The sequence below is a fragment of the Streptomyces sp. NPDC051105 genome (assembly GCF_040682795.1).
Lineage (GTDB): Bacteria > Actinomycetota > Actinomycetes > Streptomycetales > Streptomycetaceae > Streptomyces.
In genome coordinates, this window is the sequence record NZ_JBFBBR010000004.1 from 56,702 (window position 1) to 77,986 (window position 21,285).

The window sequence follows — 21,285 nt, forward strand, 5'->3', positions numbered from 1 at the left end:
GGGCATGGACGCTTCCCGTACCCGTCGGACCTTCCGGACGGCCGCCGCGCTCGGCTCCTGCTGTCTCGCCCTCGTCTCCGGCTGCTCCGCCTTCGGCGGCGACACGGCCGAGGACGGCTCGACCACCCGGGCCGCCCAGGTGGCGGCCGTTCCCGTGGCGGCGGCCGATCTGCAGAACCAGTACCAGAAGGTGATCAAGGACGTCCTGCCGTCGGTCGTGCAGATCCAGGCCAGCAGCGACCTGGGCTCCGGCGTGGTCTACGACGGCAACGGGCACATCGTCACCAACGCGCACGTCGTCCAGGGCGAGAAGAAGTTCAAGGTGACGACCGCGAACAACGAGGAACCGCTCACCGCGACACTCGTCTACTCCTACCCCGAGCAGGACCTGGCGGTCATCAGGCTCGACAAGGTTCCCGACGGTCTGAAGGCGGCCACCTTCGGGGACACCGAGAAGGTCGAGGTCGGGCAGATCACGCTCGCCATGGGCTCGCCCCTCGGGCTGTCGTCCAGCGTCACCGAGGGCATCGTGTCGGCGACCGGACGGACCGTCAGCGAGAACCAGGAGGGCGGCGGCACCGGCGCGACCATCCCGAACATGGTGCAGACCTCGGCCGCCATCAACCCCGGCAACAGCGGCGGCGCCCTGGTCAATCTGAACGGCCAGGTCATCGGCATCCCGACGCTCGCCGCGAGCGACCCCGACCTGGGCGGCAGCGCGGCGCCCGGGATCGGGTTCGCCATCCCGGGGTCGATGGTGAAGACGGTCGCCGACCAGATCATCAAGCAGGGCAAGGTGGTCGACTCGGGGCGGGCCGCGCTCGGCATCAGCGGGCGCACGGTCGTCGACGTGAACTACCAGCCCGCCGGAGTGGCCGTCGTGACCGTGAAGCCGGGGGACGCGGCCGACAAGGCGGGCATCCGGCCCGGCGACATCATCACCAAAGTGGGTGACGACGACATCACCACCATCACCTCACTGGCCGAGTCGCTCGCCGTGGACCGGCCGGGACAGAAGACGACGGTGACGTACAGCCGGAACGACGTCGAGCGGACCGTGGACGTGACGCTGGGCGAGCAGTGACGGCGGGGCGGCCCGTGGAGGGCCACCCCTGACCGGCACCTCTCAGGACCCGTCCGCGTGCAGGCTCATCGGGCCGTAGATCTCGGTGGCGTCCTCGAAGAGCCGCACCTGGTCGGCGCCGCCGGCCAACAGGTCCTTCCACTGCTCGCCGATCCAGGACTCGGCGTCGCCCTGGGTGGTGAACTCCTCGGGCTCCACCGCCGGCTGGACCTCCGTCCCGTCGGCCTTCTCGAACCGCCACGTCCATGCCGCCATGTAGGCCTCCTTTGATCCAACTCGTGCATCGTATGTGGTCAGTGCTGGGCGCAGGACCCCTTCGGGACTACCACTGAGAGCAGGACTCATCGCGTCGGGTGAAAATCAGGGCGTGGAAGTGACTCTGCTCGGTACCGGTGCTCCCGCGGGTCTGCCCCGCCCGAACTGTCCCTGTGCGGCCTGTGCCTGCGCCGTCGGGGCGGACGTCCGGGCCGCCACCGCGGCGCTCGTCGACGGAACGCTGCTGCTCGACCTGACGCCGGGCGCGGCGTTCGCGGCGGCACGCGCCGGGCGGTCCCTCACCGGCGTACGGCAGGTGCTGCTGTCGCATCCGCACGACGGGCCCGCCGTCGAGGTGCCGGCCGGGCTGCCGCAGCCGGGGCGGGTGCCGGACGGCCGGGAGCTGGCGCTGCTGACCGGGCACCGGGTGCGGGCGCTGGCGATGGACGCGGGCGGTACCGGGTACGCGGTGACCGGCCCCGACGGGCAGCGGCTGCTGTATCTGCCGCCGGGCGGCGCGCCGGCCGGGCTGGAGAACGACAGCACGGAGTCGTACGACATGGCGCTCCTGGACGTCGTGGGGCGCCCGGACGCGTTGGCGCGCCTGCGGGCGGTGGGGGTGGTGGGCCCGGCCACCGACGTCATCGCCGTCCATCTCGACCACGACGTGCCGCCGGGACCGGAGTCGCGGCGGCGGCTGGCGGCGGCCGGGGCACGGGCGGTGCCGGACGGCACGACGCTGACGGTGGGGGTGTACGAGGAGGTGCCCGACGTGCCGCGCCGGACGCTGGTGCTGGGCGGGGCGCGGTCCGGGAAGTCCGTGGAGGCCGAGCGGCGGCTGGAGTCCTTCCCCGACGTGCTGTACGTCGCCACCGGCGGGACGCGCGGCGGGGACACCGAGTGGGCGGAGCGGGTCGCCGTACACCGGGAGCGGCGGCCGGGGTCATGGCGCACGACGGAGACGTGCGACCTGGTGCCGCTGCTGACGCAGGACGGGCCGCCGTTGCTGGTGGACTGTCTGTCGCTGTGGCTGACGGACGCGATGGACTCGGTCGGGGCGTGGGACGACACGGAGTGGGCGTCGGGCGGGGAGAAGGCGCTGCGGGAGCGGGTGCGGGAGTTGACGGAGGCGGTGCGGGCGACGCGGCGGACAGTGGTGGCCGTCTCCAACGAGGTGGGGTCGGGGATCGTGCCGGCCACCGCGTCGGGGCGGCGGTACCGGGACGAACTGGGCAGGTTGAACGCGGCGTTCGCGGACGAGTGCGAGCAGGTGGTGCTGGTGGTGGCCGGGCAGGCGGTGGTGCTGCGGTAGTGGCGGTGGTGCCGCCGTAGTGGCGGTGGTGCCGCGGGTGGGGGTCAGCGTCCCTTTCTCGCGATGATCCGGTACCCGTTGGAGAACGGCGTGCGGCGCAGCAGCGGGGCCAGCGCGTGGTCGACGGCCGCCGCCATGGCCACCAGCGGGGCCGTCGCAGGCAGCCAGCGCTTCGGCAGCACCCGGCCCAGCACCAGGGTGAGCGCCGCCGAGATGTCGTACGGGATGTGGGGCGACTTCCGGTCGGCTTTCAGGATCTCGCAGCCCTGGGACTCCAGCTCCGCCCGCAGGTTGGCCGGCGACACCAGATGCAGATGCCGGGGCTGGCCGTACGGGACCCACCACTTGCCGAGGAGCGCGCCGAAGGCGCTGCGCGGGTTCGCGACGTCGATCAGGAGGTACCCGCCGGGGCGCAGCGCCGCGAGCGCCGCGCGGAGTTCGGCGCGCGGGTCGGGGGCGTGTTCCAGGTGCCGGAACATGCTGACGACGTCGTAGCGGGCGCGCAGCCGGGCCAGGACCTCCGGTGCGGTCAGGTGGCCGCAGTGGGCCTCCTCGATGTGCCCCTCGGCCTGGGCCCACGCCACCCGCAGGGTCGAGTCCAGGCCGTCGAAGGACGTGTACGTGAAGAGCTCCTTCGCCGTGCGCGGGAAGTGGGCGTGGCCGGTGCCGACGTCCAGCCAGCTCTCCGGCTCCGCCAGTGCCAGCACCGCGCGGGCGGCGGCGCGGTGCCGGCGGCGGCCGCCGCGGGTCGCGAGCAGGCGGTCGGTGTAGTCCTCCAGACGGCCCTCGTAGTAGTCCCGGTGGTAGAGGGTGAAGCCCTCCGCGGTCAGCCGGGGGTTCTGGAAGGCGTGGGCGCAGTCGCGGCACTCGTCGACGGCGAACCTGCCGGGCCGGTGATGGAGGAGGTCGGGCGTGCGCAGCCGGGTGCGCAGGCGTCTGGAACCGCACCAGGGACAGTCCTCGCGGCGCGGCTCGTGGAACCGGTCGGCACCCGGGAGGAGTTCGGGTGTGGGCGGCATGGGCGGCTCCCTGTGCTCCCTGTACGCAATCCACTGCAAAACGGAACGTATGGGATACCGATCTTGCCTGCCAAGACGCCGTGCGGGTGGGCTCGCGATCTGACACCGAAGCGTTCGTTCGGTGCCGGTACTGTTCGGCGAATGAGCTCGCTTAATCTCGACGACTTCACCGATCTGATCGAGCGCCCCGACGGCGGTGTGCGCCGTGACGCAGAGGCGCGCCGGGAGCGGCTGATCGTGCCGCCCGGGTCGCTGGGACGCCTCGACGACCTGGGTGAGTGGCTGGCCGCCGCGCAGGGTTCCGTGCCGGTGCGGCCGGTCGAACGGCCGCGGGTCCTGCTCTTCGCCGGTGACCACGGCGTCGCCGAACTCGGCGTGTCCGCGCGGCCCGCGGGCAGTGCCGGGCTGCTGGTGCGGGCGATTCTGGAGGGGGCCAGCCCGGTGGCGGTGCTGGCCCGGCGGCTCGGGGTGCCCCTGCGGATCGTCGACATGGCGCTGGACTGCGACCCGGACACGCTGCCCGCGGAGGTCGTACGGCACCGGGTGCGGCGGGGCAGCGGCCGTATCGACATCGAGGACGCGCTGACCCTGGAGGAGGCGGAGGCGGCCTTCCGGGCGGGGACGGCGCTGGCCGACGGGGAGGCCGACTCGGGGACCGATCTGGTGGTGCTCGGCGATGTGAGCGTCGGGGGGACCACGGCGGCCTGCGTCCTCGTGGCGGCGCTGTGCGGGACCGACGCGTCCGTGGTGACCGGTCGGGGCGGGCTCGCCATCGACGACCTCGCGTGGATGCGGAAGTGTGCGGCGATCCGGGACGCGTTGCGGCGGGCGCGGCCGGTGCTCGGGGACCAGTTGCAGTTGCTGGCGACCGTCGGCGGGGCCGACCTCGCGGCGATGACCGGGTTCCTGTTGCAGGCGGCGGTGCGGAAGTTGCCGGTGGTGCTGGACGGGGTGGTGGCCGCCGCGTGTGCGCTGGTCGCGCAGCGGATCGCGTTCCGGGCACCGGACTGGTGGCTGGCCGGCCACGACAGCGGGGAGCCGGGCCAGGCGAAGGCGCTGGACCGGATGGCCCTGGAGCCGCTGCTGGAACAGGGCCTGACGGTCGGTGAGGGAGCGGGAGCACTGCTCGCCCTGCCGCTGGTCCAGTCCGCGGCGGCCCTGGCCGCGGAACTCCCGGAGAAGCCGCGGGATCCGGAGTCGGAGGAGAAGCCGGCGGAGTAGGTACCGACGGCCCCAAGACCGCACGGGCACGCCGGACCGCACCGCCCCGGCCGAGCGCCGTCGCGGCGGGAAGGAGAGACCGGCGAAGAAGAGTAGCCGGGGGACGAAAGAGACCGGCGGGCAAGAGGAGCCGGAAGACGGAAGAGGGTGGCGGGCAGCAGGGGGCGCGAGACGGAAGAGGGTGGCGGGCGGGAGGGTGGGCGGTACCGGAGCGGTGAGGTCCGTGCGTGTGGCGGTGTTCGCTGTGGGGGCGCCCATATGATCCATCTCCATGGGAGATGTCCGAATTGCCGTTGAGCGGTGTGGTGGACGTGCGGTGGGCCGGCGGGCCGGCGGGGTTTCCCGGCGGGGCGCCGCCTTCGCCGTCTGGTACTTGCGGGCCGTCGCCTTCGTCAACTTCCTCAGCGCGGTGTGGGTGTCGTTGGGGCAGGACGTGCGGCGCCACAACCAGGAGGACTTCTTCACGCCGTACCTGCTGACCGCCGGCTTCGCCTCCGGTGTGTTCACCGCGTTCCTCGCGATCACGATGCGACGCCGCAAGCGGGCCGCCTGGATCCTCAACCTCGTCCTGAGCGGGCTGTTCCTCGCGCTGTTCGCGTTCGCCATGGCGTTTCCGGAGATCCGGCGGTACCCGCAGAACTGGATCTCGATCGCGCTGACCGCCGCCTTCGTGGGCGCGCTGCTCGCCGGCCGCCGGGAGTTCTACGCCAAGGGCGACCGGTCGAACCCGCGGCTCGCCGCGACCGTGGCCGTCGGTGGCGGCCTCCTCGCCTCGCTGCTCGCCGCCCTCCTCGTGACCGTCACCAACCAGGCCCCGCACGCCGCCCGTTCGACGTTCGCGGAGCGCTGGCACTACGGCACCCTGCGCCTGGTCTCGGTCGCCGCCGACCCCTCCCGGTTCCCGTACATCGCGCCGCCCAACTGGGTGAACGTCTCCGTCAACGTGCTGAGCACGCTCCTCGTCCTCACCGTCCTCTACGCCGCCTTCCGCTCCCGCCGCGCCGTCGACCCGATCACCGAGGACGACGAGAAGCGGCTGCGGGCGCTGCTGGAGCGGCACGGCGAGCGGGACTCGCTCGGGTACTTCGCGTTGCGCCGGGAGAAGAGCGTGGTGTGGTCGCCGACCGGGAAGGCGGCGGTGGCCTACCGGGTGGTCGGCGGGGTGTCGCTGGCCTCCGGGGATCCGATCGGGGATCCGGAGGCCTGGCCGGGGGCGATCGAGCCGTGGCTGGGCGAGGCGCGGGCGCATGGGTGGATCCCGGCGGTGATGGGGGCGAGCGAGGAGGCCGGGACCGTGTACGCGCGGCACGGGCTCGACGCGCTGGAGCTCGGTGACGAAGCGATCGTCGAGGTCGGCGAGTTCACGCTGGAGGGGCGGGCCATGCGGACCGTCCGGCAGGCCCACAACCGGGTCGGGCGGGCGGGCTACTCGGTGCGGATCCGCCGGCACGAGGACATCCCCGCGGACGAGATGTCGTACCTCCTGCGGCGCGCCGACGACTGGCGGGACGGCGCCACCGAGCGCGGGTTCAGCATGGCGCTGGGGCGGCTCGGGGACGGGCGGGACGGACGGTGCGTGATGCTGGAGTGCACCGACGGGGAGGGCCGGCTGCGGGCGCTGCTGTCGTTCGTGCCGTGGGGGCCGGGCGGGCTCTCCCTCGACCTGATGCGACGGGACCGGGACTCCGACAACGGGCTGATGGAGTTCATGGTCATCGAGTTGCTGCGGCGCGCCGGAGAGATCCGGATCACGCAGGTATCCCTCAACTTCGCCATGTTCCGGTCGGTCTTCGAGCGTGGCGCGCGGCTCGGCGCGGGGCCGGTGCTGCGGTTGTGGAGGTCCTTGCTGAGCTTCTTCTCCCGGTGGTGGCAGATCGAGTCCCTGTACCGGGCCAACGCCAAGTACCGGCCCATCTGGGAACCCCGGTTCCTGCTCTTCGAGAAGAGCGCGGACCTGCCGCGCATCGGCCTCGCGTCGGCTCGTGCGGAGGGGTTCCTGGAGACGCCGGTACTGCCGAAGTGGCTGCACCGGCGGCACCTGGACACGGACCGGGACTCCCGTCGGTGAGGACGATCGCATGAAGTCGCTCGCCCGCCGGGCCCGCGCCGAGTGGGGTCCGCTGTACGCCACCGTGCGCGGCGCGCTGGCGAAGCGGCGGCTGCGGGCGGCGCCGATGGCGGTCTCGGCGGTGTGTCTGACGGCGCTGCTGCAGTTCGTCCAGAACCAGTCGTGGGGCTACCGGTTCGTGCGGGACGTCGGGGGTGTGCGCGCCGCGGACCCACTCTGGCTGGCCCTGCTGCGCACTCCCCTGTCGCTGTTCGTACCGGCGCTGGACCTGCCGGTGTGGGGAGCGCTGGTGCAGATCCTGGTCGTGTTCGGCATCGCCGAGGTGTGCCTGGGCTGGTGGCGGACGCTGACCGTCGCGTACGTCGCGACCCTCGCCGGCACGCTGTACGCCCGCGTCGGCATCGCGCTGGGTCCGCACAGCCCCCTGGGCCTGCCCGCCTCGGACGCCTGGGTGGTGGACACCGGCCCCTCGGCCGCCGTCGTCGGGCTCGCGGTCGTCCTGGGCCGGCGGTACGGCTCGTACGTCACCGCGGGCGCGGTGGCGGCGGCGATGGTGGTGGAGGTGGCGCTGAAGGACAACCTCGCCGGCAAGGAGCATCTGGCGGCGATCGCCGGCGTGGTGGCGCTGTACACGGCGGTGGCGGTGGGGCGGCGGCTGCGGCGCCGGTGGCGTCAGCGGCGGCCGGGCAGCCGGGCCGGTTCGGGGCGGTCGGGCTTGCCGCCGATCCAGTCCTGAAGGGTCCTGCTGAGCCGGGCCCAGCGGCGGTCGTGGTGGTAGGCGCGCAGCCCGGACCTGGCCCGGGCGCGCGGGCGGTTGGCGTAGAAGCGGCGGGCCCAGGCCGAGCCGGGCCGGGCCAGGCGGACCGCGCCGACGACGCCGACGAACGGGACGACCACCCCGAAGATCGCGAGACGGGCCTTGCCCTTGCTCAGGGCGACGAGCGAGAAGAAGAAGTTCGCCACGACGTTCGCGATGACGGCGCCCCGGTCCTGGAGTTCGTCGGCCGAGATGTCGTTGACGCCGAACGGCGAGAACCCGGCGAGCAGCAGCCCGACCATCGCGGCGGTGATGACGACGACCTCGACGCTCTGGCGGCCCTCCTCGCTCCAGTAGACGTCGTCGAGGTGCAGGATCAGGGCGAACTCGTCGAGCACGAGCCCCGCGCCGATGCCGAAGACGATCGCGGCGAGGGCCGCGCCGAGGCCCTGCCGGCCGCCGGCGACCGCGCCGAAACCGCCGATGACGACGAGGACGACCCCGGGGACCACATGGTGGATGTGCAGCCCGCCGGCCTTCACGTTGCCGAACGGGCCCTTTCCGGCGCGGATCAGCCGGGTGACGATCCGTGTGATCACAAAGGTCAGGACGAAGGCCGTCAGGGCGAGCAACAGGGGGAGTTTGCCCGGCTCGACGACGTTCCGCTCCAGCCAGTGTCCCATGTGCGCACTTTATCCCCGGCCGTGGACGCGACCCTCCTGACCACCGGGTAACCTGCGCCGGTGGCTGCGACCTCTGCGACTCCCTGGCGTGACGGCCTCCGCTTCGCCTTCGGCACACTCACCGTCTTCCCCGTGAAGGTGACCCGTTGGGACCGCGAGGCCGCCCGGGGCGGCATGCTGCTCGCGCCGCTGGCCGGCCTCGCCGTCGGGCTCTGCGCGGGTGCGGTCGGCGCCCTGCTGGTCCTGGCCGGGGCGAGTGCGTTGCTGGCCGCGGTGGCCGCGGTCGCGGTACCGGCCGTGCTCACCCGGGGGCTCCACCTGGACGGGCTCGCCGACACCGCCGACGGGCTGGGCAGCGGCAAGGCCGCCGAGGAAGCGCTGCGGATCATGAAGCGGTCGGACATCGGGCCGTTCGGGGTGGTCACGCTCGTCCTCGTGCTGCTCGGGCAGGTGGCCGCGCTGGCCCAGGCCTACGGCGCCTCGTGGCGGCACGGGATGCTGGCCGCGGTCGTCGCGGCCACGGTGGCCCGGCTGGCGATGAGCCTGGCCGCGGTGGAGGGGGTGCCCGCGGCCCGGCCGGAGGGGCTGGGGGCGGCGGTGGCCGGGGTGGTGCCGAAGGTGGGGGCGTCGGCGGTCACGGTCGCGGTGATGGTGGTGGCGGCGGGGGCCGGGGCGCTGGTGGGGTCGGCCGACAGTCTGCGGGCGTTGCTCGCGGTGGTGGTGGCGGAGGCGGCGACGGATGTACTGCTGCGGCTGTGCCGGCGGCGGTTCGGCGGGGTGACGGGGGATGTGTTCGGGTGCCTCGCCGAGACGGCGGCCACCGTGGCGCTCGTGGTGTTCTCATTGGGGGGCTGAAGGCCGTCGGGGGGCTGAAGGCCGTCGGACACCCTGGAGCCTCCTCAACACGTTCTGCGCCACACCCCCAGCTCGTACTTCTTCTCCAGTGAGCTCAGTTCCAGCTTGCGCGACCGGGCGCAGAACTTCGCCGTCGGGAGTTCGTACTCCACATGGAAGACGGCCTTGTCCGCCTCGATGAACGGTTTCAGGTCGTCGCACTCGCCGTACTGGGCGCACTGCTCGTTGACCGCGAAGTCGAAGTCGGCGACCAGCTGCGGGATCTGGTCCAGGTCGTTCTTCAGGCCCACCGACATGCCCCGGTCGTGGGCGAGCCGGGCGATGAGCCGGTTGTAGCGGAGCTGGTCGGCCGCCTTGAGGGGGAAGCCCGTGCGGTTCTTGTAGCCGTCCATGTTGTCGGGCTCCACCGCGTCGAAGCCCTTGTCCTTGCACATGTCGAAGCGGGCCGCCATCAACGGCTCCAGGACGTCCGTACGGCGGATGTCCAGCCAGCGCTCGCCCTCCCAGCCGTTGCCACGCCCCAGCACCGACTCGGGGAACTTCTTCGCGTCGGGGCGCCAGTCCTCGAAGGCTCCGGTGGAGAGGTAGCAGATGACCTTGCGGCCCTTGCCGTGCAGCGTGCCGACGGTCGCCTCGGACTGGTCGAAGCCGTCGATGTCGTACACCGACGCCGGCACGGACGTGTCCACACGGCCGCTCAGTTGCCACTGCCAGGTGACCCCGGGCCTCGGCTGCCAGCGCCCGGGGCCGTCCGAGGCCCCGGCGCAGCCGGCGAGCAGGACCAGCGCGACGAGCAGGGGCGTGGTGGTGCGGAGTTTCACCGGGCGGGCTCCAGGGTGTGCGACGGCGGACCCCATCGATGATCTCCCACCCCGGGTACCGCGCCGCATACCGAGGCCCGTGACCGCCGACCGCGGCAGCCCCGGTGTGGTCCAGGCCGAGCGCTCACCGGCGTACGGCGTGGGGCCCGGGTCGCCCGGCGCGAGAGGGGGAAGTGGCCATGACGCCACCCTCAGGTGAACGCCCGCAGGAATGAGCGAACGCATCCACACGCGTAGGCTCGTCCCGGGTGTTCGCCGGCAGGGTGAAGGCCCCGGTGGTAACGCGCCCCCAGGCCACTGCCTAGGGTCGCTTCCCGGGCCCGGTCGACCCACCCACTCGGCCACAGCAACTCAACATCGGAAGCGAGATTCCACCACCGTGACTGCTCTCACTCTCAGCACCTCAGCGGCGCCCGGCCTCCGGGCCGACGCGATCGTGATCGGTGTCGCCAAGGGCACGGGTTCCCGGTCCGGGGACCTGGTCGTAGCGCCGGGCGGCGAGGCCGTGGACAAGGCCTACGCCGGCAAGCTCGCCGACGTCCTGGAGACCCTCGGTGCCTCGGGTGCCGAGGGCGAACTGACGAAGCTGCCGTCGCCGGCCGGCTTCAAGGCCCCGCTCGTCATCGCGGTCGGCCTGGGCGCCGAGCCCGACGACGGCGCCGGCTACGACGCGGAGGCGCTGCGCCGGGCGGCGGGCGTCGCGGCCCGCACGCTGAACGGCGCGAAGAAGGCGGCCTTCGCGCTGCCCGTCGAGGACACGGCCGCCGTCGGCGCGATCGCCGAGGGTGTGCTGCTCGGCGCCTACTCGTTCGACGTCTACAAGGACAGCGGCACCAACGGGAAGGCGAAGAACGGCAAGGCGCCGCTCGCCGAGGCCACGCTGCTCGGCGGCAAGCCGCGGGACGCGGCCCACAAGGCGGCCCTCGCCCGCGCCACCGCGGTCTCCGAGGAGCTCAACCGTGCCCGCGACCTGGTCAACACCCCGCCGAACGACCTCACGCCGGCCGCGTTCGCCTCGATCGCCCAGGAGGCGGCCAAGGAGCACGGCATCAAGATCCAGGTGCTCGACGACAAGGCGCTCGTCAAGGGCGGCTACGGCGGCATCCTCGGCGTGGGCGGCGGCTCGGCCGCGACCCCGCGACTGGTGAAGCTGTCGTACACGAGCCCCGAGGCGGACAAGCACCTCGCCTTCGTCGGCAAGGGCATCACCTACGACTCGGGCGGTATCTCGCTCAAGCCGGCCGGGCACAACGAGACGATGAAGTGCGACATGAGCGGCGCGGCGGCGGTCTTCGCGGCCGTCGTCTCGGCGGCGCGGCTCGGTCTCCGGGTCAATGTGACCGGGTGGCTGGCGCTCGCCGAGAACATGCCGTCCGGCTCCGCCGTGCGCCCGGGTGACGTGCTGCGCATGTACAGCGGCAAGACGGTCGAGGTGCTCAACACGGACGCCGAGGGCCGGCTGGTCCTCGCCGACGCGCTGTGGGCGGCGTCGGCGGAGAACCCGGACGCGATCGTCGACGTGGCGACGCTGACCGGGGCGATGATGCTGGCGCTGGGCAGCCGGACGTTCGGGATCATGGCCAACGACGACGCGTTCCGTACGGCGATCCACGACGCGGCCGAGGAGGTCGGCGAGCCGGCCTGGCCGATGCCGCTGCCGGAGCACCTGCGCAAGGGGATGGACTCCCCCACCGCGGACATCGCGAACATGGGTGAGCGGATGGGCGGCGGACTGGTCGCCGGGCTCTTCCTGCGGGAGTTCGTGGGTGAGGGGATCACCTGGGCGCACCTGGACATCGCGGGGCCGGCGTTCAACGAGGGCGGGCCCTTCGGGTACACGCCGAAGGGCGGGACCGGGTCCGCGGTGCGGACGCTGGTGCGGCTTGCCGAGCTGACCGCCGAGGGTGACCTGGGCTGACGTCGGTTTTTGTGGGCGGGGCCTCGCGTGCGGGTAGGGCGGGGCCCCGTCGCCTATTGAATCGGCGTGTGCTGTCGCAGGGCGACTGCGGGTGGTGTGTGGCTGGTCGCGCAGTTCCCCGCGCCCCTTACGGGGCGCTGTCCTCACGGGGCGCTGTCCTCACGGCGTTATCAAGTGAGCGTGTGGTGTCTCACACCCCAGCCCGGCGTCTCGTTCACCTCCGACAAGTGCGAAGATGGGGCTCGGCAGGACAGGGCCCCACCACAGGGCCGAAGAAGAGCGGCCGGACACCAGCCGACCGACCGGTCAACCACCCGTATGGGAAAAAGGTGCCCGGCGTACGGCGCACATGCATGGAGGACGTGACGTGGCGAACGACGCCAGCACCGTTTTCGACCTAGTGATCCTCGGCGGTGGTAGTGGCGGTTACGCCGCGGCCCTGCGCGGGGCGCAGCTGGGCCTGGACGTCGCCCTGATCGAGAAGGACAAGGTCGGCGGTACCTGCCTGCACCGGGGTTGCATCCCCACCAAGGCCCTGCTGCACGCGGGCGAGATCGCCGACCAGGCCCGCGAGAGCGAGCAGTTCGGTGTCAAGGCCACCTTCGAGGGCATCGACGTGCCGGCCGTGCACAAGTACAAGGACGGCGTGATCGCCGGTCTGTACAAGGGCCTGCAGGGTCTGATCGCCTCCCGCAAGGTGACGTACATCGAGGGCACGGGCCGTCTGTCGTCCCCGACCTCCGTCGACGTGAACGGCCAGCGCATCCAGGGCCGCCACGTCCTGCTGGCGACCGGCTCCGTGCCGAAGTCGCTGCCCGGCCTGGAGATCGACGGCAACCGGATCATCTCCTCCGACCACGCCCTCGTCCTGGACCGCGTGCCCAAGTCCGCGATCATCCTGGGCGGCGGGGTCATCGGCGTCGAGTTCGCCTCCGCCTGGAAGTCCTTCGGTGCGGACGTCACCGTCATCGAGGGCCTCAAGCACCTCGTCCCGGTCGAGGACGAGAACTCCTCCAAGCTTCTTGAGCGCGCCTTCCGCAAGCGCGGCATCAAGTTCAACCTGGGCACCTTCTTCTCCAAGGCCGAGTACACCGCCGACGGCGTCAAGGTCACCCTCGCCGACGGCAAGGAGTTCGAGGCCGAGGTCCTGCTCGTCGCCGTCGGCCGCGGCCCGGTCTCCGCCGGCCTCGGCTACGAGGAGCAGGGCGTCGCCATGGACCGCGGCTACGTCCTGGTCGACGAGTACATGCGGACGAACGTCCCGACCATCTCCGCCGTCGGTGACCTGGTCCCGACGCTCCAGCTCGCGCACGTCGGCTTCGCCGAAGGCATCCTGGTGGCGGAGCGTCTGGCCGGTCTGAAGACCGTTCCGATCGACTACGACGGTGTCCCCCGGGTCACGTACTGCCACCCGGAGGTCGCCTCCGTGGGTATCACCGAGGCCAAGGCCAAGGAGATCTACGGTGCGGACAAGGTCGTCGCCCTGAAGTACAACCTGGCGGGCAACGGTAAGAGCAAGATCCTCAACACCGCGGGCGAGATCAAGCTCGTCCAGGTGAAGGACGGTGCCGTGGTCGGCGTCCACATGGTCGGCGACCGCATGGGCGAGCAGGTCGGCGAGGCCCAGCTGATCTACAACTGGGAGGCGCTGCCCGCCGAGGTCGCCCAGCTCATCCACGCCCACCCGACGCAGAACGAGGCGATGGGTGAGGCCCACCTGGCCCTGGCCGGCAAGCCGCTTCACTCGCACGACTGACCCTCGGTCGACACACGCGACGACTCAGACTTCCGCAATTCGTAAGGAGCAACCGAAACCATGGCGGTTTCCGTAACCCTTCCGGCGCTCGGCGAGAGCGTCACCGAGGGCACCGTCACCCGCTGGCTGAAGGCCGAGGGTGAACGCGTCGAGGCCGATGAGCCGCTGCTCGAGGTCTCGACCGACAAGGTCGACACCGAGATCCCGGCGCCCGCCTCCGGCGTGCTGGCCTCGATCAAGGTCGCCGAGGACGAGACCGTCGAGGTGGGCGCCGAGCTGGCGATCATCGACGACGGCACCGGCGCCCCGGCCCCCGCCGCACCGGCTCCGGCCGCCGAGCCGACCCCGGCTCCGGCCGCTGCCCCCGCCCCGGCCCCGGTGGCCGAGGCCCCCGCCGCTCCCGCCCCGGCCCCCGCGGCCGAGGCTCCCGCCGCGCCTGCCGGTGGTGCCACCGGCACGGACGTGGTCCTGCCCGCGCTCGGGGAGTCCGTCACCGAGGGCACCGTCACCCGCTGGCTGAAGTCGGTCGGCGAGGAGGTCGCGGAGGACGAGCCGCTGCTCGAGGTCTCCACCGACAAGGTCGACACCGAGATCCCCGCGCCGGTCGCCGGTGTGCTGCTGGAGATCGTGGTCGCCGAGGACGAGACCGCCGAGGTCGGCGCCAAGCTCGCCGTCATCGGCGCCCCGGGTGCCGCCCCGGCTCCGGCCGCGCCCGCTCCGGCACCCGCCGCCGCTGCCCCGGCTCCCGCCCCGGCCGCCCCCGCGGCCCCCGCGGCTCCGGCCCCCGCCCCGGCCGCTCCGGCTCCGGCTCCCGCCCCGGTCGCCGCCACCCCGGCTCCGGCCGCCCCGGCCCCCGCGCCGGCGGCTCCGGCCCCGGTCACCCCGGCCGCGGCTCCGGCTCCGGCCGCTCCGGTCGACGAGGGTGCCTACGTCACCCCGCTGGTCCGCAAGCTCGCCGCCGAGAACGGTGTCGACCTCGGCGCCGTCAAGGGCACGGGTGTCGGCGGCCGGATCCGCAAGCAGGACGTCATCGCCGCCGCCGAGGCCGCGAAGGCCGCCGCCGCCGCTCCGGCCCCCGTGGCCGCCGCCGCTCCGAGCGCCGGTGCGAAGAAGACCCCGAAGCTGGAGGTCTCCCCGCTCCGCGGCCAGACCGTCAAGATGCCTCGCATCCGCAAGGTCATCGGCGACAACATGGTCAAGGCGCTGCACGAGCAGGCGCAGCTGTCCTCGGTCGTCGAGGTCGACGTGACCCGCCTGATGCGCCTGCGCGCCCAGGCCAAGGACTCCTTCGCCGCGCGCGAGGGCGTCAAGCTCTCCCCGATGCCGTTCTTCGTCAAGGCGGCGGCCCAGGCGCTGAAGGCCCACCCGGCCATCAACGCCCGGATCAACGTGGAAGAGGGCACGATCACCTACTTCGACACCGAGAGCGTCGGTATCGCGGTGGACTCCGAGAAGGGCCTGATGACCCCGGTCATCAAGCACGCGGGCGACCTCAACATCGCCGGTATCGCCAAGGCCACCGCCGAGCTCGCGGGCAAGGTCCGGGCGAACAAGATCACCCCGGACGAGCTGTCCGGCGCGACCTTCACCATCTCCAACACCGGTTCGCGCGGCGCGCTGTTCGACACGATCATCGTGCCGCCGAACCAGGTCGCGATCCTCGGCATCGGTGCCACGGTCAAGCGTCCGGCCGTCATCGAGACGGAGGACGGCACGGTCATCGGCGTCCGCGACATGACGTACCTGACCCTGTCCTACGACCACCGCCTGGTGGACGGCGCCGACGCGGCCCGTTACCTGACGGCCGTCAAGGCGATCCTGGAGGCGGGCGAGTTCGAGGTCGAGCTCGGCCTCTGATCCGCCAGGAGTCGTACGGTGCCCCGTCCGGAGCTGCTCCGGGCGGGGCACCGTCGTCTCACCTGGACGTGCCAGGCCCCGATGTCACCGCCGGGCGGGGTGTAGAGCTTCCCGCTGGGGTTCTCGACGGCGCCGTACTCCCCCCGGTCCATGCCGGTGATGCGGAAGCCCCACCCCGCGTGGCCGAACTTCTGGGCGCCGTCGGGCTTCACGAACACACAGGCACCGCCGGCATCGCCGCGGGGCCGGGACGCCGGGCACCGGGCACCGGGCACCGGGCACCGGGCACCGAGGAGGGCCGTTCCGTCGGCCGCGGCGGCCATGCTCTTCCCCTTCCTGACCTTGCCGCCGTGCGGACCCGTGCCCGTCGGTCCGCACGCCGTGATCCCCAGGACCGCCGCGACGGCCGCCGCGGTGACCGCCCAGCCGGTCCGTCCCCCGATGTTCATTACGCCCCCCAGTGCCACGGAGGGGCGCCCCTGCCGGAGTCCCTCCGCACACCTGACGGCGACCGGCCCGCACGGGTTCTGCCGGTGACGCGGCGGTGACGACTCCGCAGCGACCGCGGTACGGGGCTTTACGGATCCCGCCCGGGAAGCGTGTAAGTCTCGTCTCACCTGCGCGAAAGCGCCCCCGTGCGCCCCTCCCGAAACGCGGTCCGGCCTTATTGTCTAAACGTCAAACGCCCTTAAGGAGCTCCCATGACCGCGCCCGTCGTCCACTCGCTGCGCGAACAGATCCGCGAGCACATCGTGGAGGGAATCGTCAGCGGGCGCTGGAAGCCGGGCGAGCGGATCGTGGAGCGGCGGATCGCCACCGAGCTGGAGGTCAGCCAGACGCCGGTACGGGAGGCGTTGCGGGAGCTGGAGTCGCTGCGGCTGATCGAGTCCGCGCCGAACAAGGGCGTGCGGGTGCGGAACCTGACGGCTGCCGACCTGGAGGAGAGCTACCCGGTGCGGGCCGGCCTGGAGGCGATCGCGGCGGAGTTGGCGGCGGAGCGACTGGCGTCGGACTGCTCGGCGCTCGACCCGCACGTCACGGCGCTCTACGAGGCCGACCGGAACGCGGACGGCACGGCGCAGGTCCGGCACACGGTCGGCTTCCACCGCGAGCTGGTCCGGGCAGCCGGCAACTCGGTGCTGCTGCACACGTGGGAGGGCCTGGGCATCGAGGTCTTCACCGCACTGTCGATCCGCTGGCTGGGGACGGTCCAGCAGTCGTACGCCGAGGAACACGAGGAGCTGGTGGCCGCGTTCCAGCGCCGGGATCCGCGCATCGCCGATATCGTGAAGGCCCATGTGCTGGGGTGCGCGCCGCGGGCATGACCGCCGGGGGCGCGGTCCGCGACTTCAGTGTGATGAATCTCGCCGACTGGGCGATCACCTGTGGCAGTGTCCTGGCCGTCCTGTTGGTCCTGCGGGGGCGGGAATTGGGGTCCGTCGGCCCGGCAACCCTTCCCGAGGCCTCGTAGTTCAAGACCTCGGGGTTCAAGGCCTCGCGGTTCAGGGACTCGGGGTTCAAGGCCTCATGGTTCAAGGTCCCGTAGTTCCAGGTCTCGTCGTTCCAGGCCAGGCCTCGTGGTTCAAGGTCCCGTAGCCCCTCCCCGACGGCCGGAACACAAGAGCGCGCCCCCGCTCAAAACCCCGTCCCACCTGCGCAAACCCCGTTCCGATCGCGTCACCCCGTGCCAGCGCCGAAGGCACCCCGTGCCGACTTTCTCGGAATCGAGAAGTTTTGCCCCTCAACCCTTTGATCGATCATCGATCAGGGAGTTATTGTCGCCGACGGGCCCGAACCCGGGCCCGCCGCCCTGTCCTGCCAAAGACCAAGGGCACCCCCGAACCCTTACCGATGAGGGAACCCCCTTCGACTGAGGAAGGCGGCGACATGACCGACCCCCAGGCCATCCAGCCGAGCGCGCTCGACCAGCTCCCCGACCGGGACCCGGAGGAGACCGCCGAATGGCAGGCCTCACTGGACGCCGTGGCCAGGGAGGCCGGGCCGCACCGCGCCGCATACCTGATGCGCCGCACGCTGGAGCGCGCCGAGGCGGACGGCATCGCGCTGCCGAAGCTTCTCGAGACCGACTACGTCAACACCATCCCCACCGTCGCCGAGGCCGCCGTCCCCGGCGACGAGGAGATGGAGCGGAAGATCACCGCGTGGAACCGCTGGAACGCGGCCGCGATGGTCACCCGGGGCAGCAAACACGGCGTCGGCGGCCACATCGCCACCTTCGCCTCCGCGGCCTGGCTCTACGAGACCGGCTTCAACCACTTCTTCAAGGGCAAGGAGTCCCAGGAGGCGGCCGGGTCGGGTGACCAGCTGTACATCCAGGGCCACGCCTCCCCCGGCATCTACGCCCGCGCCTTCCTCGACGGCCGCCTGACCGAGGCGCACCTCGACAACTTCCGCCAGGAGGCCGGCGGCAACGGCCTCCCGTCGTACCCGCACCCCCGCCGCCTGCCCTGGCTGTGGGAGTTCCCGACGGTGAGCATGGGCCTCGGCCCCCTGTCGGCCATCTACCAGGCCCGCTTCAACCGCTATCTGACGGCGCGCGGCATCAAGGACGTCTCGAACTCGCACGTCTGGGCGTTCCTCGGTGACGGCGAGATGGACGAGCCGGAGTCCACGGCCGCCCTCGCACTCGCCTCCCGCGAGGGCCTGGACAACCTGACCTTCGTCATCAACTGCAACCTGCAGCGCCTCGACGGCCCGGTGCGCGCCAACTTCAAGATCGTGCAGGAGCTGGAGGCGCAGTTCCGCGGCGCCGGCTGGAACGTCGTCAAGACGCTCTGGGGCACGGCCTGGGACGAGCTGTTCGCGCTCGACACCACCGGCGCGCTGGTACGGCGGCTGCGTGAGGTACCGGACGCGCAGGTGCAGACGTACCAGACCCGGGACGCCGCCTACATCCGCGCCGACTTCTTCGGCAAGGACCCGGCGCTCGCCGAGATGGCGAAGCTGCTGAGCGACGACAAGATCATCGAGTGCTTCCACCTCTCGCGCGGTGGTCACGAGGCCCGCAAGGTGTACGCGGCCTACAAGGCGGCCCTGGACCACAAGGGCGCGCCGACCGTGATCCTCGCCCAGACCGTCAAGGGCCACACCCTCGGCGACGGCTTCGCGTCGAAGAACGCCAACCACCAGATGAAGAAGCTGACGGTGGACGAGTTCAAGCAGATGCGTGACCTGCTCGAACTGCCCATCAAGGACAGCGACTTCGTCGACGGTGTGGTGCCCTACGGCCACCCCGGCGCCGACTCCCCCGAGGTGCGCTACCTCCAGGAGCGCCGGGCGGCCCTCGGCGGCCCGGCCCCCGCCCGCCGTACCCACGCCCTGGCCCCCCTGCCGGCCCCCGCCGACAAGGCCTTCGCCTCCTTCGACAAGGGCTCCGGCTCGCAGAACGTGGCGACGACGATGGCCTTCGTGCGGCTCGTCAAGGACCTGGTCCGCGACAAGGAGACCGGCAAGCGCTGGGTGCCGATCGTCCCCGACGAGGCGCGCACCTTCGGCATGGAGAGCCTCTTCCCCTCCCTGGGCATCTACTCGCCCAAGGGGCAGACGTACGAGCCGGTCGACCGCGACCAGCTGATGTACTACAAGGAGGCCAAGAACGGCCAGATCCTCAACGAGGGGATCACCGAGGCCGGTTCGATGGCCGACTTCATCGCCGCGTCGACCGCGTACGCCACACACGGCGAGGCGATGATCCCGTTCTACATCTTCTACTCGATGTTCGGCTGGCAGCGCACCGCCGACCAGATGTGGCAGCTCGGCGACCAGCTCGGCCGCGGCTTCCTCGTCGGCGCGACCGCCGGCCGTACGACCCTGACGGGCGAGGGCCTCCAGCACGCCGACGGCCACTCCCCGGTGATCGCCGCGACCAACCCGGCCGCGCTGTCGTACGACCCGGCCTTCGCCTACGAGATCGCGACGATCGTCAAGGACGGTCTGCGCCGCATGTACGGCGAGTCGGCCCCGGGCGAGGACCCGAACGTCTTCTACTACCTGACCGTCTACAACGAGCCGCTCCCGCAGCCCGCGAAGCCGGCCGGCCTCGGCATCGACGAGGGCATCGTCAAGGGCCTGTACCGCTTCAACACCGCGGAGTCGGCCGGGCTCTCGGTGGTGGCGAACGCCCCCCGGATCCAGCTGCTCGGCTCCGGTACGGCGATCCACTGGGCGCTCAAGGCGCAGCGGCTGCTCGCCGAGGAGTGGGGCGTGGCGGCCGACGTCTGGTCCGCCACCTCCTGGACGGAGCTGCGCCGTGACGCCATGGAGGCGGACGCCGCCCTGCTGCGCGGCGAGGAGCGGGTGCCGTACGTCCGTCAGGCCCTGCAGGGTGCCGAGGGACCGGTGCTGGCCGTCTCCGACTACATGCGCCAGGTCCCGGACCAGATCGCGCAGTGGGTCGAGCAGGACTACTCCTCCCTGGGCGCCGACGGCTTCGGCCTCTCCGACACCCGGGACGCGGCCCGCCGCCACTTCGGCGTCGACGCCGAGTCGGTCGTCGTGGCGGCCCTGGCCCAGCTGGGCAGGCGCGGCGAGGTCAAGGCGACCGCGGTGAAGGAAGCCCGGGAGCGTTACGGCCTGTAGGAAACGCGTACCTCTCTCCGCCGCAACGGCTCGCCGTTGCGGCGGAGATCCTTTTCCGGCCCGGCATCATGGGACGCATGCGCGCCGCCCGTCTCATCAGAATGGTGCTTCTCCTCCAGTCCCGGTCCACGATGACCGCCGGTGAACTGGCCGCCGAGCTGGAGGTGTCCGAGCGGACCGTGATGCGGGACGCGCAGGCCCTGTCGGAGGCGGGTGTGCCGGTGTACGCGGACCGGGGCCGGGCGGGCGGGTACCGGCTGGTCGGGGGGTACCGGACGGGGCTGACGGGACTCGGGCGGAGCGAGGCCGAGGCGCTGTTCCTGAGCGGGGTGCCGGGGGCGTTGCGGGAGATGGGGCTGGCGGACGCCGCCAGTGCCGCCCGGCTGAAGGTGTCCGCCGCGCTGATGCCCTCGCTGCGAGACGCCTCCCGGACCGCGGCCCAGCGGTTCCACCTGGACGCGCCCAACTGGTTCGCCGAGCCCGGGACACCCGCGCTGCTGCCCGCCCTCGCCGACGCGGTGTGGGACGACCGGCGGGTCGTCGCGCACTACCGGCGCGGGGAGTCGGAGGTACGTCGGGAGCTGGAGCCGTACGGGCTCGTGCTGAAGGCCGGCGTCTGGTACCTGTGCGCGCGGGTCGCGGAGACCGACTCCTACCGGGTCTACCGAATCGACCGGTTCACCTCGGTCGAGGCCGGCGAGGAGCGGTTCGGGCGGGACGAGGAGTTCGATCTGCCGGGGTTCTGGGACCGGCGGGCGGAGCAGTTCGCGCGGTCGATCCTGCATGCCGAGGTGGTGGTGCGGTTGTCGGCGGTCGGCCTGCGCCGACTGCCGTACGCCGTCGACCCGGTGGCCGCGCGGCAGGCGCTCGCGGGCGCCGGCCCGCCGGACGCGCGGGGGTGGGTGACGGTGACCCTGCCGGTGGAGAGCGAGGAGGTCGCGCACGGTCAGCTGACCGCGCTCGGGCCGGAGGCCGAGGTGCTCGCGCCGCCGGGGCTGCGGGCGCGCTTCGCGGCGGACGCGCGGCGCCTGGCGGGGCTGTACCCACCGGCGGGGGACGGCTGATAACAATCCGCACCAC

Annotated in this window: 17 protein-coding genes; 12 read left to right on the plus strand and 5 right to left on the minus strand. The window is 72.2% G+C overall.

Annotated elements, in window-relative coordinates:
- Window positions 1-4 precede the first annotated feature (4 nt).
- Window positions 5-1,084, plus strand: coding sequence for a trypsin-like peptidase domain-containing protein (locus tag AB0N16_RS11065; protein WP_365795323.1), 1,080 nt, complete (start codon window positions 5-7; stop codon window positions 1,082-1,084).
- Window positions 1,085-1,126: 42 nt separating this feature from the next.
- Here AB0N16_RS11065 and AB0N16_RS11070 read toward each other — a convergent pair whose 3' ends face one another.
- Window positions 1,127-1,339: a hypothetical protein gene (locus AB0N16_RS11070; protein WP_365795325.1), complete on the minus strand. Its 213-nt coding sequence runs from the start codon at window positions 1,337-1,339 to the stop codon at window positions 1,127-1,129.
- Between the two features lie 112 nt (window positions 1,340-1,451).
- Between AB0N16_RS11070 and AB0N16_RS11075 the strand changes: the two genes are divergently transcribed.
- A complete protein-coding gene (locus AB0N16_RS11075) occupies window positions 1,452-2,651 on the plus strand; it encodes a bifunctional adenosylcobinamide kinase/adenosylcobinamide-phosphate guanylyltransferase (protein ID WP_365795327.1) in 1,200 nt (399 codons plus the stop codon).
- A 44-nt stretch (window positions 2,652-2,695) separates the two neighbouring features.
- Here AB0N16_RS11075 and AB0N16_RS11080 read toward each other — a convergent pair whose 3' ends face one another.
- On the minus strand, window positions 2,696-3,670 hold the full coding sequence (locus tag AB0N16_RS11080) for a class I SAM-dependent methyltransferase (RefSeq protein WP_365795329.1): 975 nt from the start codon (window positions 3,668-3,670) through the stop codon (window positions 2,696-2,698).
- A gap of 141 nt (window positions 3,671-3,811) precedes the next feature.
- On the opposite strand from AB0N16_RS11080, the gene cobT reads away from it, so the two are divergent.
- The 3 genes from cobT (at window position 3,812) to AB0N16_RS11095 (ending at window position 7,695) form a co-directional block, all read left to right on the plus strand.
- Window positions 3,812-4,891: a nicotinate-nucleotide--dimethylbenzimidazole phosphoribosyltransferase gene (gene cobT, locus AB0N16_RS11085; protein WP_365795331.1), complete on the plus strand. Its 1,080-nt coding sequence runs from the start codon at window positions 3,812-3,814 to the stop codon at window positions 4,889-4,891.
- 271 nt (window positions 4,892-5,162) lie between these two features.
- Window positions 5,163-6,959 (plus strand): phosphatidylglycerol lysyltransferase domain-containing protein, encoded by a 1,797-nt coding sequence (locus AB0N16_RS11090; RefSeq protein ID WP_365795333.1) that lies wholly within the window; start codon window positions 5,163-5,165, stop codon window positions 6,957-6,959.
- 10 nt (window positions 6,960-6,969) lie between these two features.
- Entirely contained in the window at window positions 6,970-7,695 is a 726-nt protein-coding gene (locus AB0N16_RS11095; protein WP_365795335.1) for a hypothetical protein, read from the plus strand.
- Here the strand turns inward: AB0N16_RS11095 and AB0N16_RS11100 are convergent.
- Window positions 7,632-8,399, minus strand: coding sequence for a hypothetical protein (locus AB0N16_RS11100; protein WP_365795337.1), 768 nt, complete (start codon window positions 8,397-8,399; stop codon window positions 7,632-7,634). The two genes, AB0N16_RS11095 and AB0N16_RS11100, sit on opposite strands and share 64 nt — an antisense overlap.
- Window positions 8,400-8,459: 60 nt before the next feature.
- Between AB0N16_RS11100 and AB0N16_RS11105 the strand changes: the two genes are divergently transcribed.
- Window positions 8,460-9,254 (plus strand): adenosylcobinamide-GDP ribazoletransferase, encoded by a 795-nt coding sequence (locus AB0N16_RS11105; RefSeq protein ID WP_365795339.1) that lies wholly within the window; start codon window positions 8,460-8,462, stop codon window positions 9,252-9,254.
- 44 nt (window positions 9,255-9,298) lie between these two features.
- Here the strand turns inward: AB0N16_RS11105 and AB0N16_RS11110 are convergent, their stop codons facing one another.
- Window positions 9,299-10,111 (minus strand): endo alpha-1,4 polygalactosaminidase, encoded by an 813-nt coding sequence (locus AB0N16_RS11110; protein WP_365795341.1) that lies wholly within the window; start codon window positions 10,109-10,111, stop codon window positions 9,299-9,301.
- Between the two features lie 343 nt (window positions 10,112-10,454).
- Here AB0N16_RS11110 and AB0N16_RS11115 point away from each other — a divergent pair, with 343 nt between their 5' ends.
- The 3 genes from AB0N16_RS11115 to sucB all read left to right on the plus strand — a co-directional run bounded on the left by AB0N16_RS11115 (window position 10,455) and on the right by sucB (window position 15,606).
- The gene (locus AB0N16_RS11115) at window positions 10,455-11,993 is read left to right on the plus strand and encodes a leucyl aminopeptidase (protein ID WP_365795343.1); all 1,539 of its coding nucleotides are present in this window, start codon (window positions 10,455-10,457) and stop codon (window positions 11,991-11,993) included.
- A 367-nt stretch (window positions 11,994-12,360) separates the two neighbouring features.
- Window positions 12,361-13,749, plus strand: coding sequence for a dihydrolipoyl dehydrogenase (gene lpdA / locus AB0N16_RS11120; RefSeq protein WP_350790338.1), 1,389 nt, complete (start codon window positions 12,361-12,363; stop codon window positions 13,747-13,749).
- A gap of 60 nt (window positions 13,750-13,809) precedes the next feature.
- Window positions 13,810-15,606 (plus strand): 2-oxoglutarate dehydrogenase, E2 component, dihydrolipoamide succinyltransferase, encoded by a 1,797-nt coding sequence (sucB, locus tag AB0N16_RS11125; protein ID WP_365795345.1) that lies wholly within the window; start codon window positions 13,810-13,812, stop codon window positions 15,604-15,606.
- Here the strand turns inward: sucB and AB0N16_RS11130 are convergent.
- Entirely contained in the window at window positions 15,543-16,055 is a 513-nt protein-coding gene (locus AB0N16_RS11130) for a hypothetical protein (RefSeq protein WP_365795347.1), read from the minus strand. The two genes, sucB and AB0N16_RS11130, sit on opposite strands and share 64 nt — an antisense overlap.
- A 252-nt stretch (window positions 16,056-16,307) precedes the next feature.
- On the opposite strand from AB0N16_RS11130, the gene AB0N16_RS11135 reads away from it, so the two are divergent.
- The 3 genes from AB0N16_RS11135 to AB0N16_RS11145 all read left to right on the plus strand — a co-directional run bounded on the left by AB0N16_RS11135 (window position 16,308) and on the right by AB0N16_RS11145 (window position 21,269).
- Window positions 16,308-16,931 (plus strand): GntR family transcriptional regulator, encoded by a 624-nt coding sequence (locus AB0N16_RS11135; protein ID WP_362567759.1) that lies wholly within the window; start codon window positions 16,308-16,310, stop codon window positions 16,929-16,931.
- A 562-nt stretch (window positions 16,932-17,493) separates the two neighbouring features.
- The gene (gene aceE / locus AB0N16_RS11140) at window positions 17,494-20,205 is read left to right on the plus strand and encodes a pyruvate dehydrogenase (acetyl-transferring), homodimeric type (protein WP_365795349.1); all 2,712 of its coding nucleotides are present in this window, start codon (window positions 17,494-17,496) and stop codon (window positions 20,203-20,205) included.
- Between the two features lie 77 nt (window positions 20,206-20,282).
- Window positions 20,283-21,269: a WYL domain-containing protein gene (locus AB0N16_RS11145; RefSeq protein WP_365795351.1), complete on the plus strand. Its 987-nt coding sequence runs from the start codon at window positions 20,283-20,285 to the stop codon at window positions 21,267-21,269.
- The last annotated feature ends 16 nt before the right edge of the window (window positions 21,270-21,285 follow it).